This window comes from Lachnoanaerobaculum umeaense (assembly GCF_003589745.1).
Taxonomy (GTDB): Bacteria; Bacillota; Clostridia; order Lachnospirales; family Lachnospiraceae; genus Lachnoanaerobaculum; species Lachnoanaerobaculum umeaense.
In genome coordinates this window covers 688,599-704,059 of the sequence record NZ_CP032364.1, presented here as the reverse complement: position 1 = coordinate 704,059, position 15,461 = coordinate 688,599, and the positions used below count along the sequence as shown (strand labels likewise).

Annotated in this window: 16 protein-coding genes; all 16 read right to left on the bottom strand. The window is 35.8% G+C overall.

The features are described 5' to 3' along the window. Window positions 1-10 precede the first annotated feature (10 nt). The 16 genes from D4A81_RS03100 to pyrE all read right to left on the bottom strand — a co-directional run bounded on the left by D4A81_RS03100 (window position 11) and on the right by pyrE (window position 15,443). A complete protein-coding gene (locus tag D4A81_RS03100) occupies window positions 11-1,240 on the bottom strand; it encodes a DnaD domain protein (RefSeq protein WP_111525182.1) in 1,230 nt (409 codons plus the stop codon). Between the two features lie 56 nt (window positions 1,241-1,296). Next, a complete protein-coding gene (gene murC / locus D4A81_RS03095; protein WP_330405108.1) occupies window positions 1,297-2,664 on the bottom strand; it encodes a UDP-N-acetylmuramate--L-alanine ligase in 1,368 nt (455 codons plus the stop codon). A gap of 25 nt (window positions 2,665-2,689) precedes the next feature. Further along, complete coding sequence (locus D4A81_RS03090; RefSeq protein WP_111525184.1) at window positions 2,690-3,259, bottom strand: flavin reductase family protein; 570 nt, start codon at window positions 3,257-3,259, stop codon at window positions 2,690-2,692. Then, entirely contained in the window at window positions 3,249-4,004 is a 756-nt protein-coding gene (locus D4A81_RS03085) for a shikimate kinase (protein ID WP_111525185.1), read from the bottom strand. The genes D4A81_RS03090 and D4A81_RS03085 overlap by 11 nt, the downstream gene beginning before the upstream one ends. Before the next feature lie 7 nt (window positions 4,005-4,011). Beyond that, the gene (locus D4A81_RS03080; RefSeq protein ID WP_111525186.1) at window positions 4,012-5,673 is read right to left on the bottom strand and encodes a putative manganese-dependent inorganic diphosphatase; all 1,662 of its coding nucleotides are present in this window, start codon (window positions 5,671-5,673) and stop codon (window positions 4,012-4,014) included. 9 nt (window positions 5,674-5,682) lie between these two features. Further along, window positions 5,683-6,600, bottom strand: a complete 918-nt coding sequence (locus tag D4A81_RS03075) for a nucleotidyltransferase family protein (RefSeq protein ID WP_111525187.1) — start codon at window positions 6,598-6,600, stop codon at window positions 5,683-5,685. Window positions 6,601-6,669: 69 nt separating this feature from the next. Then, the gene (gene guaB / locus D4A81_RS03070) at window positions 6,670-8,127 is read right to left on the bottom strand and encodes an IMP dehydrogenase (RefSeq protein WP_111525188.1); all 1,458 of its coding nucleotides are present in this window, start codon (window positions 8,125-8,127) and stop codon (window positions 6,670-6,672) included. 103 nt (window positions 8,128-8,230) lie between these two features. Continuing rightward, window positions 8,231-9,505, bottom strand: coding sequence for a phosphoribosylamine--glycine ligase (gene purD, locus D4A81_RS03065; RefSeq protein ID WP_111525189.1), 1,275 nt, complete (start codon window positions 9,503-9,505; stop codon window positions 8,231-8,233). After that, window positions 9,502-10,098 (bottom strand): phosphoribosylglycinamide formyltransferase, encoded by a 597-nt coding sequence (purN, locus tag D4A81_RS03060; protein ID WP_111525190.1) that lies wholly within the window; start codon window positions 10,096-10,098, stop codon window positions 9,502-9,504. The genes purD and purN overlap by 4 nt, the downstream gene beginning before the upstream one ends. Window positions 10,099-10,108: 10 nt before the next feature. After that, on the bottom strand, window positions 10,109-11,134 hold the full coding sequence (purM, locus tag D4A81_RS03055; protein ID WP_111525191.1) for a phosphoribosylformylglycinamidine cyclo-ligase: 1,026 nt from the start codon (window positions 11,132-11,134) through the stop codon (window positions 10,109-10,111). A 49-nt stretch (window positions 11,135-11,183) separates the two neighbouring features. Next, window positions 11,184-11,693 (bottom strand): 5-(carboxyamino)imidazole ribonucleotide mutase, encoded by a 510-nt coding sequence (gene purE / locus D4A81_RS03050; RefSeq protein WP_111525192.1) that lies wholly within the window; start codon window positions 11,691-11,693, stop codon window positions 11,184-11,186. Between the two features lie 11 nt (window positions 11,694-11,704). Next, entirely contained in the window at window positions 11,705-13,762 is a 2,058-nt protein-coding gene (locus D4A81_RS03045; RefSeq protein WP_111525193.1) for an aminopeptidase, read from the bottom strand. Continuing rightward, window positions 13,726-14,151, bottom strand: a complete 426-nt coding sequence (locus tag D4A81_RS03040) for a hypothetical protein (protein WP_111525194.1) — start codon at window positions 14,149-14,151, stop codon at window positions 13,726-13,728. Before D4A81_RS03040 ends, D4A81_RS03045 begins: the two co-directional genes overlap by 37 nt. Further along, entirely contained in the window at window positions 14,148-14,600 is a 453-nt protein-coding gene (locus tag D4A81_RS03035) for a VanZ family protein (protein WP_111525195.1), read from the bottom strand. The genes D4A81_RS03040 and D4A81_RS03035 overlap by 4 nt, the downstream gene beginning before the upstream one ends. A 1-nt stretch (window position 14,601) precedes the next feature. Continuing rightward, window positions 14,602-14,751, bottom strand: a complete 150-nt coding sequence (locus tag D4A81_RS13090; protein WP_162902542.1) for a hypothetical protein — start codon at window positions 14,749-14,751, stop codon at window positions 14,602-14,604. Between the two features lie 20 nt (window positions 14,752-14,771). Further along, window positions 14,772-15,443, bottom strand: coding sequence for an orotate phosphoribosyltransferase (pyrE, locus tag D4A81_RS03030; protein ID WP_111525196.1), 672 nt, complete (start codon window positions 15,441-15,443; stop codon window positions 14,772-14,774). Window positions 15,444-15,461 lie beyond the last annotated feature (18 nt).

Below are 15,461 nucleotides of genomic sequence, written 5' to 3'. Positions count from 1 at the left end.
TCAAGCCACATTATAACTTATTCAACTCATTTAAAAATTTGTCCTGCATATCAGAATCAATATTGTCATTTCTTTGTTCAAAATTATTGAACTTTGATGTATTTCCTCCATTACCTCCATTTGAAGGTTTCGGTGCATTCTTAACCTTTTCACCATGCTTCTCATCCTGTGCCTTTACATCTGCAAGTGTACGAACATTTTCTTTATGCCAACTTGTAAGTATACCGTCTGCATAAGAAAAGCTTTGTGATGATGTATTTAGCACTGTTCTATTAATAGCCTCAACCACAATTTCAGGGCTGAAGCAGTATTCATCAAACCACTTCTTCACATATCTGGACTCAACCGGTGCCAAAACCCTGTCGTATATTCCAAATGCTTTCAGCACAGCTCTATTTTCATTATAGAATTTTACATTGTCCTCTTTGGCTTCCTCCACAGTCGTAATGCCTTTTTCATGGAATGAAAGTGCCACTTTTTCAATATAACTTATACTCTTCTTTCCCTTTTGCACCGACACCTCTGCAATATATTCAAGCAGATCCTTTGACATACCTATTACATCGTACAAATATGCAAGTTTTTCAGTGTCTATAGGTGAGAATATCTTTTCAGTATATGTTTGTACACAGAACACTAATTCCTGGAAGTCTTCATCACTCTTTAGTTTCGTCAAATCTACCAAACTTCTATCAGGAAGCTTAGGTGGCTCTTCTTTTTTTACTTCCACCTCAGGTATCACATTCGGTGTTTCCACTACAGGAGTATCTGTATTTACTTCCGACTCTACATTTGTATTTTCAACATCTGTATTATCTTTATTCTCTATACTCTCAGCATTTTCAACATCCGTTTTTTCTACTGCTTCACTCCTTTTATATACTTCATTCGCAGCCATAAGAATACGCTTCGCCTCTTCGTATTCTTCTATAGTTGGTAGGTTCTTTGTAAGGAGTATTTCTTGAAAATCGTCATCACTTCCAATCTTGGCAATATTTTCTTCTTTTTTAATCAATATTCCACTCTTACACCAATATGCTATAGCTCTTTCTACATCTTTTATAGTAAGTTCAAGGGCATCTGCTATGATTTCAGGATTTATCAGTCTACCGGCATTTCTCAGCATAAAAAGGTATACCTTTATATAATCACCATTTGCCTTTAGCATATATTCATCTATAAATTCTGACGGCAAACTTACAATGTTTGTTATATCTGCCTTTAAAAATTCGTACTTCATAGCTCTCCCTTTGTCTTTAATTTCATAATACTTATGTATTATATGCTTGGTATCTTCTATTTACCAAGCAAAACCTCACCTACTCTTACTATATCACCCGCGCCCATGGTTATGAACAGATCTCCGTCATGTAAATTCTCCAAAAGATAATTCTCAATTTCATCAAAGGTATCAAAATCCTTTGAATTTCCGCCAAGAGCATTTATTCTGTCTGACAAAAGCTTGGCACTCATACCCAGGTTATCAGTTTCTCTAGCCGGATAGATCTTGGCTATAATACAACAATCTATATCTTTTAATGCATTAGCAAACTCTTCAAAAAATGCCTTTGTTCTTGTAAATGTATGTGGCTGAAAAGCAACCACCAATCTGTCATGCGGATATCTTTTTGCAATATTCAAAGTAGCAGCAATCTCACTTGGATGATGTGCATAATCATCCACTACAGTTATATTTCCAAGATTTCCCTTTATTTCAAATCTTCTATCTGCTCCTTCAAACTCTAAAAGTCCCTTTTTTATATATTCTATACTTACGCCAAGTTCAAACGCAACGCAAATAGATGCCAAAGCATTGTCTATATTGTGCTTTCCACCCACACAAAGCTTCACATCATTATATGTACTTCCCTTATGGCAAAGATCAAATGTAGGATATCCAAAATCATCATATCTTATATTGGTAACAAAACAATCCGATTTTTCACTTCCATATCTTATTACATGACCCTTGAAATCATCTATAATTTCTCCATTATTTTCAATCTGATCATTTATTATTATACAACCCTCAGAGCTTGTGTTTTTTACAAATTCCTTAAAAGAATTTCTAATATCATCAATATCTTTAAAGAAATCCATATGATCCTCTTCAACATTTAATATAACACTTATTGTAGGATTCAACTCTAAAAAACTGTTGGTATATTCACAGGCTTCTGTAACAAATATATCACCGGCCCCTATATGAATATTACCTTCTATTTTCTTTAATACTCCGCCAACTGATATCGTAGGATCCACACCTGAATCCAATAAAATATATGACAACATAGAGGTAGTAGTAGTCTTTCCATGTGTCCCACTTATGGCAATGCCTTCTTTAAATTTTGACATAACATATCCCAACAACTCCGCTCTGGACATCATAGGTATGTTCATTTTTTCTACCATAGCAAACTCAGGATTATCCATATGTATAGCCGCTGTATATACAAATAAATCTATATCTTCTGTTATATTACCGGCATTTTGACCTATAAATATATTTACTCCTCTATCTTCAAGATCTTTTGTTATATTACTTGCCTTTGCATCTGAACCACTTATCTTAAAGCCTTTTTCTAAAAGTACTCTTGCAAGTCCGCTCATACTTATGCCACCTATACCGCAAAAGTATATGTGCTTCAGCTCATTAAAATTCATCTCTTTCAAAAAGATGCCTCCCAGATTACTTTCTTTTCTTCTTTTTTACACTATAACCAAAAGTACCAAGTACTTCTGATAGTCCTATATACTCTCCATGATTATATACTACCATGTCAGCTTTTGTTAGGTCAAATTTGTTTTTGTCATCCATATATTTAGCATCAACATTTACAGCCACTACCTTTGCTATAAACATGTGATGTGAACCAAGTTCCAAGATATCTTCCACCTTACACTCTATGCAAACCGGGCTTTCCTTAATAGATGAAGCAGCTACCATCTTTGATGGCAACTGCTCTATCTTTAGTAACTTCCATTTATCAACATCTCTGCCTGATTTTACACCACACTCATCTGCTATCTTTGTCAATTTTTTATTTGTAAGATTTATAACAAATTCTCCAGACTTTTTTATTATATCATATGAATATCTACTTGGTCTAAGTGAAATATATACCATTGGAGGATTTGTACATATTGTGCCTGTCCATGCCACAGTTACTATATCACTTCTACCTTCGCTGTCTGCACAGCTTACCATTACCACCGGCACCGGATATAACATATTTCCAGGTTTAAAATCAATTCTCATTTTTCTTAAAATACTTCTTCAAATTTTTTCTTTGAACATTGTTCTTTTGTGGATTTATTTCTCCACCAAACCTTGTTCTGCTGCTCTTTTCCTTAACTGACTTTGTATTGTCAAATCTTTTTTTATCAGCTCTTTCTTTGTTTGACTTTGTACTATCAGTTTTTTCTCTACTTTGCTTACCCTTAGAGTTAGTTATCTTTTGAAATCTTTTCTCTTTAAAACTTCTTTTCTTTCTTGGCTTTTCACCCAATTTTTCACAAATCTCATCAATAGTCTTTGCTAGGGTCTTCTTCATCTCATTGATTGTTATATCTGCATACTTCTCATATAAAGGTGTTCTTTCCAGATATAAGTCTTTTAAGCTCTGTCCATCTTTTAAGGTAATACCTCTTTCCCTAAGATCCCCAAGTCTTGACTTTATTGCGGTATATGAAAGTTGCAAATATATTATAACACTGATTTCTTTTAGATGCTTCATAGCCTTTTGTCCATATACCACACTTCCACCCGGAGATATGATACTGTTGCTGACATCCAGCGAGGCATTTACCTCATCTTCTATTTCTCTAAAGCCATCATCACCATTCTCTTCTATAAGTTCCTTTAGAAGTTTACCATGCTTTTCTTGAATTACTATATCAGTATCTACAAATTTCTTCCCAAGCCTCTTGGCTAAAACAACTCCCACCGAGGACTTGCCGGATGCAGGCATACCAATCAATGTAATATTAGTCTTTTTTCCCATATCTCTCCTACATCTGTATTCCTATTACAAGACTAGGTACTAGCTGCTTCTTTCTGGATACTACAGAATCAAGCTGAATGACACCGGCATCACTGATCTCATATAGGCCTTCTTCAATTCTAAATGATTTCATTACAAGTGCCATAGCTCCAAAACCTACACATATCAGTTTTGTTGATTGCTCTAATATATTAGTCAACATAAAGAACATCATATCTTCTTCACTATTTTCATGAAGTTTTACTAAGAATGGCAATAGTCTACTTTCAATCTCATCAAGCTCCTCTTCATTTAAAGAACTGATTTGTCCAATTCCTATACTTGTTTTTCCAAGTAGGAACTTCTTATAATCCTGATGGAAAATCTGTTCATCTGTCTTTCCCTTCAGATTACTTGCTGAAGCAAACATCTGATTTGCATATTTCTCTATATCAATACCTGCGATTCTGGCAAGATCAAGTCCTGCAGCCTTATCTACAGCCGTGCATGTAGGTGATCTAAAAAGCAGCGTATCTGAGATAATAGCTGAACATAGAAGTCCTGCAATATGCTTTGGAATCTCAACACCCTTCTCATGGTACATCTGATATATTATGGTTGATGTACAACCTAGAGGTTGATTCCTAAAATATACAGGCCCTATAGTCTCCACTGTACCTAATCTATGATGATCTATAATCTCCAAAACATTCGCATGTTCTATGCCGTCAACAGCCTGACTCTTTTCATTGTGGTCAACCATTATAACTCTCTTGCCCTTAGCACCCAGCAAGTTTCTTCTAGAAAACATTCCAAGATATTTTCCATTTTTATCAAGAATAGGGAAGTCTCTATGCCTTACATTTGCCATTACTTCCTTTATCTCATCCAGATAATCTTCATTTTCAAATGTGATAAGGTTCTCAGTCTTCATAAAGTAATTAATAGGCATGGACTGATTTATAAGTCTGGCAACAGTAAATGTATCATAAGCGGTTGTAATAATAGTAGTTCCATGTTCCTTTGCCAGTTTTTTTATAGTCATTGATGCACCTGCACCCTCGCATATTATGATACAGGCCGCACCCATCTCAATCGCACAAAGTTGCATCTCATACCTATTTCCAAGTATCACAAGATCATTCTTTTCTATGTAAAACTCCATCATATCCGGATTTGCAGCAGCCACTACAACCTTACCTTCGTTAAAATAAGCTGTATCATCTCCTACTACCAAGGTTCCTTCCAGAGTTTCCAAAATATTTGCATATCTGGTATTTGCCTTTGCAAGGATTCTACTGTCATATATATTCATATATGAGTTTGCGATATCACTTACAGATATTATTCCCTCCAGGTCACCATCACTACTTACTGTTGGCAGAGTTACTACATCCAGTTCCTGCATCAGCGCCCATGCCTTTTTAAATGATATATTCTTATCCACACCCTTTGTATGTTTTATTTCAATATCCTTTACCTGGGTGTTAACACTTTCAGTAAGCTTAGGTGGTTTAACCTTAAAGTAATTCAATACAAATTTGGTTTCCTCATTGATCTCACCGGCACGCCTTGGTGAAAATTCTCCTTCTTCAGTTTTTGACTTTAGATCGGCATAACTTATTGCCGCACAGATTGAATCTGTATCAGGGTTCTTATGACCCATTATCAATGTTCTAAGCTTTGACATAATCTCCTCTTAATCAAATATTTTGTCAGGATACACTCCTCTATCTACCAAGGCTCTTATTGAATTTACAACAAATTCCTTGTCTTCTTTATATGTTACTCCAAACCATTTGTCATGGCTTTTTAATACTTCTACACTTATTCTTCCATCTTTAATAGCTTCATCTATAACTGAAGGCAGCAGATACTCATTTTTCAACTCATTAGTCATACTTTTAAGGAACTTTGGGAATCCTTCTTCTAAAATATCCAGAAATTCCGGAGTCAGTCCCCACATATTCATAGATACAATATCATCAATATCTATATCTCTTTTATTTCCATTCTCGTCCACAGCATTTAGCACACCATTTTTTAGCTCTATTTCAAAGGTCTCTGTAACATCCGCTAATTTGTTATTTTCATCAGCCTTACAAACGCCTCTGGTAACTCCGCCATTGTCTGAAAGTGTATTTTTTAGTACAAATCCCGCCATACAAAGATCAAGTTTTTCGCTGTTCTTGTCCATTTTATTTAACATGTAGTCGTATATTACCTTAAAGCCTTCTTTTCCGTAGTAATCATCTGCATTTATTACTACAAAAGGCTCGTTTACGATACCTTTTACGGTAAGTAGTGCCTGTCCTGTACCCCATGGCTTTGTTCTATCCTTAGGACATTCAAATCCTTTTGGAAGATCATTGATATCCTGATAAGCATAGTCTACATCTATATATTTTTTTACTCTATCTCCAATTATTTCTTTGAAGTCTTTCTCTAAATCACGACGAATTATAAAAACGACTTTGTTAAATCCGGCTTCTTTTGCATCATATATGGAGTAATCCATTATAATCTCACCATTTGGTCCTACAGGTGCAAGCTGCTTTATCCCTCCTCCAAATCTGGAGCCAATTCCTGCCGCCATAACTACTAAAGTTGCATTCATGTTAATATATCCCCCCTTATGTTTATTTATATTGTATTATTGGTGTATTACCTAATATTAAGGTATTTATTAATTATCTTCTGATGAATAATTTGGTGCTTCTTTTGTTATATGAATATCATGTGGATGACTCTCTTTTAGTGAAGCAGCACTTATTTTAATAAATTCTGAAGTCTCTTGTAGCGTCTTAATATCTTTAGCACCACAATATCCCATACCTGATCTAAGTCCGCCTAAAAGTTGGAATACTGTATCTTCTACCAATCCCTTATATGCCACTCTACCTTCTACACCCTCAGGTACAAGCTTCTTTGCGTCACTCTGGAAATATCTGTCCTTGCTGCCTTTTTCCATAGCTGCAAGAGAACCCATACCACGATAAACCTTATATTTCCTACCTTGATATAATTCAAAATCACCAGGCGACTCATCACATCCTGCAAATAGTGATCCCATCATACATACATTGCCACCTGCTGCCAATGCCTTTGTAATATCTCCTGAGAATTTGATTCCACCGTCTGCTATTATAGGTACATTATACTCCTTTGCCACTGCATAACAATTCATAATAGCACTTATCTGTGGCACACCTATACCTGCTACAACTCTGGTAGTACAGATAGATCCTGGTCCTATACCCACTTTGACACAATCTGCACCGGCTTCTATAAGAGCTTTTGTCGCCTCACCTGTTGCTACATTGCCGGCTATTACAGGTAGGTTTGGGAACTTCTCCTTTATAACCTTTATACAATCCATTACATTTTTTGAATGTCCATGTGCTGAATCCAGTACCACAACATCTACTTTTGCCTTTACCAAAGCTTCGCATCTTTCAAGTACATTACCTGTAATTCCAAGTGCAGCTCCACAAAGTAATCTTCCCTGCGAATCTTTTGCAGAGTTTGGATATTTTATTTGTTTTTCTATATCCTTTATAGTAATAAGTCCCTTAAGATTACCGTCTTTATCCACTATAGGCAATTTCTCAACTCTGGCATGAGCCAAAATTTTCTTAGCCTCCTCCAAAGTAGTTCCCTCCAGTGCCGTAACAAGCTTATCTTTGGTCATACACTCTGCTATTTTCTTTGTATAGTCCTCTTCAAACTTTAAATCTCTATTAGTAATAATACCTACCAGTTTTTTCCCTTCAGTTATTGGAACTCCTGATATTCTATATTTTGCCATAAGCTCATTGGCGTCTGACAGTGTATGATTAGGTGATAAAAAGAAAGGGTCTGTAATAACTCCATTTTCAGAACGCTTTACTTTATCTACCTCAACAGCCTGCTCTTCTATACTCATGTTTTTATGAATAATTCCGATTCCTCCCTGCCTTGCCATAGCTATAGCCATTCTATGTTCTGTAACTGTATCCATTCCTGCACTCATCAAAGGAATATTTAATTTAATATTCTTTGTTAAATATGTAGAAATATCTATCTGATTTCCAATAACTTCTGAATATGCCGGTTGCAATAGTACATCATCAAATGTGATGCCTTCACCTATGATTCTTGCCACTGTTTTTCTCCTTATTTGCTTGGATACACATTGACCAAATTGAATGGTTCAATGCAGTTTATAGTACTTTTTCTCATTAGTCTAACAAATACCAACTACTGTGTCAATCATTCACAATTATACTTCTGCCAATATCATTTCTCATATATTTGTTGTCAAAATATACAAGTTTTGTAGCTTCATAAGCTCTTTGCCTTGCTTCATTTAATGTAGCAGCCTTTGCGGTAATACCAAGAACTCTACCTCCATTTGTTACTATATCATCTCCAACCTTTTTTGTACCGGCATGAAAACAGTACAGATCATCCTTACTTTCAAAATTTTCAAGGCCGGATATTTTCTTCCCCTTTTCGTACTCCAAAGGGTAGCCATCACTTGCCAAAACCACACAGACTGCGGCATTGTCTTCAAATTTCAAATCGATTTTATCCAAAGTGCCATCAATACATGCCTCAAACACGTCTACTATGTCATTCTCCATCCTTGGAAGTACTACCTGAGTTTCCGGATCACCAAATCTTGCATTGTACTCAAGTACCTTTACCCCGGTATTTGTAAGCATCAATCCGTAAAAAATAATACCCTTAAACTCTCTGCCCTCAGCTTTCATAGCATCCACTGTTTTTTGATAAATATGCTCCTTACAATATTTATCTATTTCTTCAGTATAGAAAGGACTTGGACTGAATGTGCCCATGCCACCGGTGTTTAGTCCCTCATCTCCATCCTTTGCTCTTTTATGATCCTGTGCAGAAGTCATTAGGGCATAGTGGCTTCCATCTACAAATGATAATACGCTGACCTCTCTACCCTCTAAGAATTCTTCTATAACTATGGTATTTCCGGCATCTCCAAACGATTTTTTGGTCATCAATTCTTCTATTCCGGATACTGCCTCAAGCCTATCCTTACAAATCAGTACTCCTTTTCCAAGTGCTAGACCGTCAGCTTTAAGTACTATAGGATATTTTGCATTATCCAAATACTTTAATGCCTTCTTTGCATCATTGAAATTCTCATATCCTGCTGTAGGTATATCATATTTCTTCATCAAATCCTTTGAGAAAGCCTTTGAGCCTTCTAAAATTGCCGCATTCTTTCTGGGTCCGAATACTCTAAGTCCCTCAGCTTCAAATCTATCAACTATTCCTCCAACAAGTGGATCATCCATTCCTATTATGGTCAAATCTATTTTTTCTTTTTTTGCAAAATCTATCAGAGCTTCAAAATCCATTACAGGTATTGCTACATTTGTTGCAATCTGCTGTGTACCTGCATTACCCGGTGCTACATAAATTTCAGGTTTTCTTTTACTTTCAGACAGTTTTCTAACTATGGCATGCTCTCTGCCACCACCACCTACTACTAGAATTTTCATAAGCTCTCTCCATTTGCAATTTTATCAATGGCCTTTGGCAAAATAATCCATTCAGCCTCTTCCATTACTCTCTTTTGTAATGTTTTTGCATCGTCACCATCAAGCACTTTTACAGGCTTTTGAATTATTATTCTGCCGGTATCTATTCCGCTATCTACATAATGTACTGTTGCACCTGTAATTTTTACCCCTCTTTCCAATGCCGCCTCATGGACTTTTAAACCATAGTATCCCTTTCCACAAAAACTTGGTATCAAAGAGGGATGGATATTTATTATTTTATTTTCAAATGCTTCTACTATATCCTTTGATATATTTACTAAAAAACCTGCCAACACTATCAAATCAGGATTAAGTATTTTAAGCTCATCAAGCAAGGCTTTATCAAACTCAGTTCTGGATACAAAATTCTTCGGCGAAATAATTTTTACATCTATACCGGCGTTTCTCGCTCTTTCTAAGGCATAGGCATCGCTATTATTTGATATAACAGCTTTTATTCTTACATTTTTTATTTTCTTATCTTCTATTGCCTTTATTATGGCAGCCAAATTTGTGCCACCTCCTGAAACCAAACATACGATATCAAACATGGCTGCTCCTTTATATAAGCTCTATTCCTTTTTCCCCTTCAGCAATATATCCGATTTCATATGCGACTTCTCCAGATGATTTTAGTGCTTCAAGTGTTTCACTGATATCTGACTTATCAACTGCTATCACCATTCCTATTCCCATGTTAAAGGTGTTGTACATCATCTCTTCTTTGATATCACCTGTCTCTGCCATAAGTTTAAATATAGCAGGAATTTCATATGAGTCTTTTCTTATAACGGCTTTGGTATTTTCTCTAAGCATTCTTGGAATATTTTCATAGAAACCTCCTCCTGTGATGTGTGAACATGCTTTTATTTTTATATTTTTCTCTCTTATAGATTTCAATGCCTTTACATAGATTTTTGTAGGAGCCAAAAGTGCCTCTCCTAAAGTTTTTCCAAGCTCATCATAGTAGGTCTTTAAAGATTCCTCTGTCATATCGAAGACTTTTCTTACCAAAGAAAAACCGTTTGAATGTACTCCACTTGAGGCAATACCTATCAATGTATCCCCTGCCTTTAAGTATTTTCCGTCTATCAGATCACATTTGTCAGCTACTCCAACACAGAATCCTGCCAGATCATACTCCTCTATAGGATAAAATCCCGGCATTTCTGCAGTTTCACCACCTATAAGTGCAGCTCCGGACTGTATACACCCGTCAGCTACACCCTTTACAATAGTTGCAATTCTTTCAGGATCATTCTTACCACAAGCTATATAGTCCAGGAAAAATAATGGCTCACCACCTGCACAGGCAACATCATTAACGCACATAGCAACGCAATCTATGCCTATACTGTCATGCTTATCCATCAAAAAAGCAAGTTTCAGCTTAGTACCAACTCCATCTGTTCCGGATAAGAGAACAGGCTCTTCCATTTCTTTTATTTTACCTAATGAAAATGCACCTGAGAAGCCCCCAAGTCCTCCAAGGACTTCAGGTCTCATAGTAGCCTTTACATGTTTTTTCATCAACTCTACTGCCTTATAGCCTGCTTCTATATCCACACCCGCACTCTTGTAATCCATATTACCTCCAATATACAAAACAAAAACAACTATACAAAGAAGAAAGGATCTAGCCTTTCAAAAAAGTATCAACTCCGATATCTTTTAATTTTTTGTCCTTAGACTCTACCTCTTTTGCCATACTCTCACTGAATTTTTCCAGTTTATCAAAAAGCTCTTCATTGCTTAGTGCAAGTATCTTTGTAGCAAGTATTCCTGCATTCTTTGCACCATTTATTGCCACAGTTGCGACCGGAATACCACCCGGCATTTGTACTATGGAATACAAAGAATCTACTCCGCCAAGATCTGAGGTCTTTATCGGCACTCCTATAACCGGTAGCGGTGTAAGTGCAGCACACATTCCGGGAAGATGTGCTGCCTTGCCTGCTCCTGCAATAACTGTTTTAATACCTCTCTTCTTCAAATCTCTTGCCCAAGCAAAGAATAGATCCGGCTCACGATGTGCTGAGATTATATTGTACTCGTATTCCACTCGCATCTCGTTAAGAAAATCTCCGGCAGCCCTCATTACATTCAAATCTGAATCACTTCCCATTACTATAGCAACTTCTACCATATTTGCCTCCATTATTCATTTAGAACTTCACTTCCCTCAAGTACAAACTTTCCATCTTTTATTATATAGGTATGTATACCGTCAGGCTCATTTGTATATATATCTCCAAGCTCCGCCAAAGGTATTGTAATATCTGTATGACAATTAAAATATGCATTTTTGATATCTGTCTTTCTCTTTATAGAGCATTCATTGTCTCTTGCAATGATAGCCTTACCATCAGGATTATAGCTGATGTTTTCCTCATCATGTGAATAGCATGTATCTCCAAAAGCAAAATGTGGTCCCATCTTTTCCGCAATCAAAATAGGCATCTTTTCAAAAATATCATATTTCTTCGCCACATTATAGGCAATAACATTTGTACCTATGGCAAACTCTCCCATAGGCAAATACTTATGACCCTTTAGTATAGAATCCTCAACCAGTCTTCGATTGTCTTCTTCAGTGTCAAAGTTCTCGCAAGTATAATCCTCTATCATACCATCCTTTACGGATATGCATAATTTCTTTAAATGATATCCTGCAAGGAACACATCCTTAACAAAGAGTATACCATTAGTTCCTGCAAGTATCGGAGATGTGAATACCTCACCTACAGGTATATTTACATCTGCTACACAGTTTTCAAAATTTGTTTCCTTCGAAGGATCCTTTAACTCATGAAGCTTTATAGTCATATTTGTTTTATTACCCTCACCTCCAAGTATACTTACAGTATCTGCCTTATCAAGTGCATCTATGATTTTTTGCTGTGCATTTCTATATTTTTCTGATTCTAAAGTGTTTATTCTGATAATATCATCAAATATATTTGAATAAACTTTCATATCCTCTGCAATACTTGGAAGTGGCCATGCTATAATACAGAATGCAGTACCTGAAGTATCCATATATTCATCCTGCAAAAGCATCATTTCATTTCTGTAATTGTTCATCAAATTATTTTGCTTTTCAACAAAGACATTTGATGAAGCCTTCTTTATTGGCGTAAATTCCAGGTCTCCAAATGAATCCATCCAAGCCGGACCGCCATATCTTACCATATTTTCCTTTATCTCTTCAAAAGTTTGCTTACTGATTTCAAGTTTTCTATCAAGATATGCTTTCTTTGTAAAGACATTCATATCATACTTGTGGTCATACTCAAACTGTCTATTGACTCCACCACTACAGATACCTCTATTTCTGATATGTGACATATCCGCAAGTCTGTAAGGTTTTCTGTCAAGTACAACCTCAAAGCCCATATCTTCAAACAATATAATGGCTTCTTTTACAATTCTTTCAAATCCTATACGATATATCAATGAAACAATACTTCTCTTTGAGATATCCTTTTGCATTGCAAAAAAACCATCTCTATATCCATCTACAAAAGTTTTTGCACATAGTCTGATAGTTTCATTATCAAGTGAATTCAAGTATTCTGCAGTTTTTATCTCATTTGAAGCGATATATTCTCCGAATTTGAACAGATATCTTAGATCAGACAGATCGTCATTCATTATAATATTATAAAAGAATCTGTTAGAAGTGGTGAAACTTTCTATAATCTTTTTTCTTGCTGTAATATCCAAGTAATCTGAAGCATACCAATATATTGCATCTGAAACTTCCTTGGCATCTCCGCCTTCAAGGCATATGCCATATACCTGCAAAAACAGTTCAAGAATATTGACAAATCCCTCAAGATCTCCCTCAAAAACTGTTATAATTGCAGCTCTCACCTCAAAAGACAGACTTAAAAAAGGTGATATGAATTCCTTATCACATATCTTATCTAAAACATCAGGATTGTATACAGATTCACCATAGTTTTCCTCTTTCAGGTCATAATACAGCTCATTTTGAGCAATATTAAGCTCATCAAAACTTTGGTTGTCAAATTCACCACTGTCTCTTTTTATTCTCAAATAATTTACTTGCTCCAAGAAGCCTGCCAGTTTCAAGAAGAACTCACTGTATCTAATATCCTTTTCTAATTTTATCTGAGATATTCTGTCCATCGCCAGATCTATTCTCTCTAATATCAGCCTCTTATCCCAAGAATAAATATCATAAACCATAGTAAAAATAAAACTCCTCCAAATATCATTGTAACCACTGAAAGTGATTTTCTAGCCACACCCTGTCTAAAAGACTTTAGTGAGTAATATAATCCTGATGCAGCAAACAGAAATGAACAAAGTGCAAAAGCTGATACCTGAGTACTTGGTGCACCTTGGTTTTCTATTACCTTTATCACAGCAAAGACAAGTAGGACCACCGCAACTACATCCATAAAAAGTGCAAACTTTGCATCCTTTGCAAAAGGTCTCCTCATATAATCGACCATGTCTTTTCTGCCGGTGGCAAACCTTACCTTGTCCTCTTCTGATAAGAATCTGTCAGAATCCAAAATATTCTCTTCTCTTCTATAAGGGATTCCTATTCTCTTTTTCTTAAAAAAACTCATTTTCGTCTCCATATGATAAATTTCCACAGAATAAAAACAATGTAGCCCAGAAAAACTCCAAATGTATTTAATATGATATCATCTACATCAAAACTTCCCACATTTGTCAAAAGCTGTATTATCTCTACCACACAAGAAAACACACAACCTTGAATTAATGTTCTAAAAAAACTGTTTTTTCTCCTGCCAATTATCGGTCTGAAAAATCCAAAGGGCATGAATGCAAGTACATTGCCCCCCAGATTTATTACCGTTATCATACCAAGTTTATCAAAATTATTGATATATCTTTTGATTTCAAGAAATGGAGTAGTATTACAACCATGTGCCTCCACTGCCATTCCCCTACCAAATGCCTCAGCAAAAAATAGGAAATACAATAGCATCAAAAGATATATTATAAATAAAATCATTCCTATGAATCTAAACTTATTTTCAAGTTTATTCATGTCAAAACTCTATATAATTCTTTCCGGCAAGCAGCCTCGCACCATTTACAATGGACATAACACCTGTAGCAACTCCTACAACAATCATTACTATGCCTATGGCAATGCCTGCTCCACCACAAAACTTCATAAGTTTATAAGTCTTTTCCATCTTTCCTCCACTTGGTATTATTATTTTACACCATAAATCTTGTAATACTCATCAATGGCAGCCTTTAATTTATCATCAATAATTACTCTGCCTCCAACTTCTTTATTATAGAGATATTCTACCACCTCATTCATTGTAACAATGGCTGTAGTCTTAATACCATACTTTTCACTTATCTCTACAAGTGCGGACTTCTCACCTTGACCTCTTTCACATCTGTCTACACTCACTACAAGGCCAAGTACATCCACATTTCCCTGTGCCTTAATAACAGGCAAAGTCTCCTCTATAGATGTTCCTGCTGTAGTCACATCCTCAATTATAACTATTTTATCCCCGTCCTTAATAGGTGAACCAAGCAAAATTCCTGTATCTCCATGGTCCTTTACTTCTTTTCTATTTGAACAGTATTTTACATCCACACCTTCTTCACTAAGTGCCATTGATGTTGCAACACTAAGTGGAATACCCTTATAAGCAGGTCCAAAAAGAATATCAAAATTATCTCCAAAAGCTCCTCTTATAGCCTCTGCATAATATTTTCCAAGTTTACTAAGCTGTGCGCCACTTCTGTAAAATCCGGTATTGACAAAGAATGGAGTATTTCTTCCACTCTTTGTAACAAAGTCGCCAAACTTCAACACTTCACAATCTATCATAAAGTCAATAAATTCTTTTTTATAATTTTCCATAAATTCTCCAATCAAAGT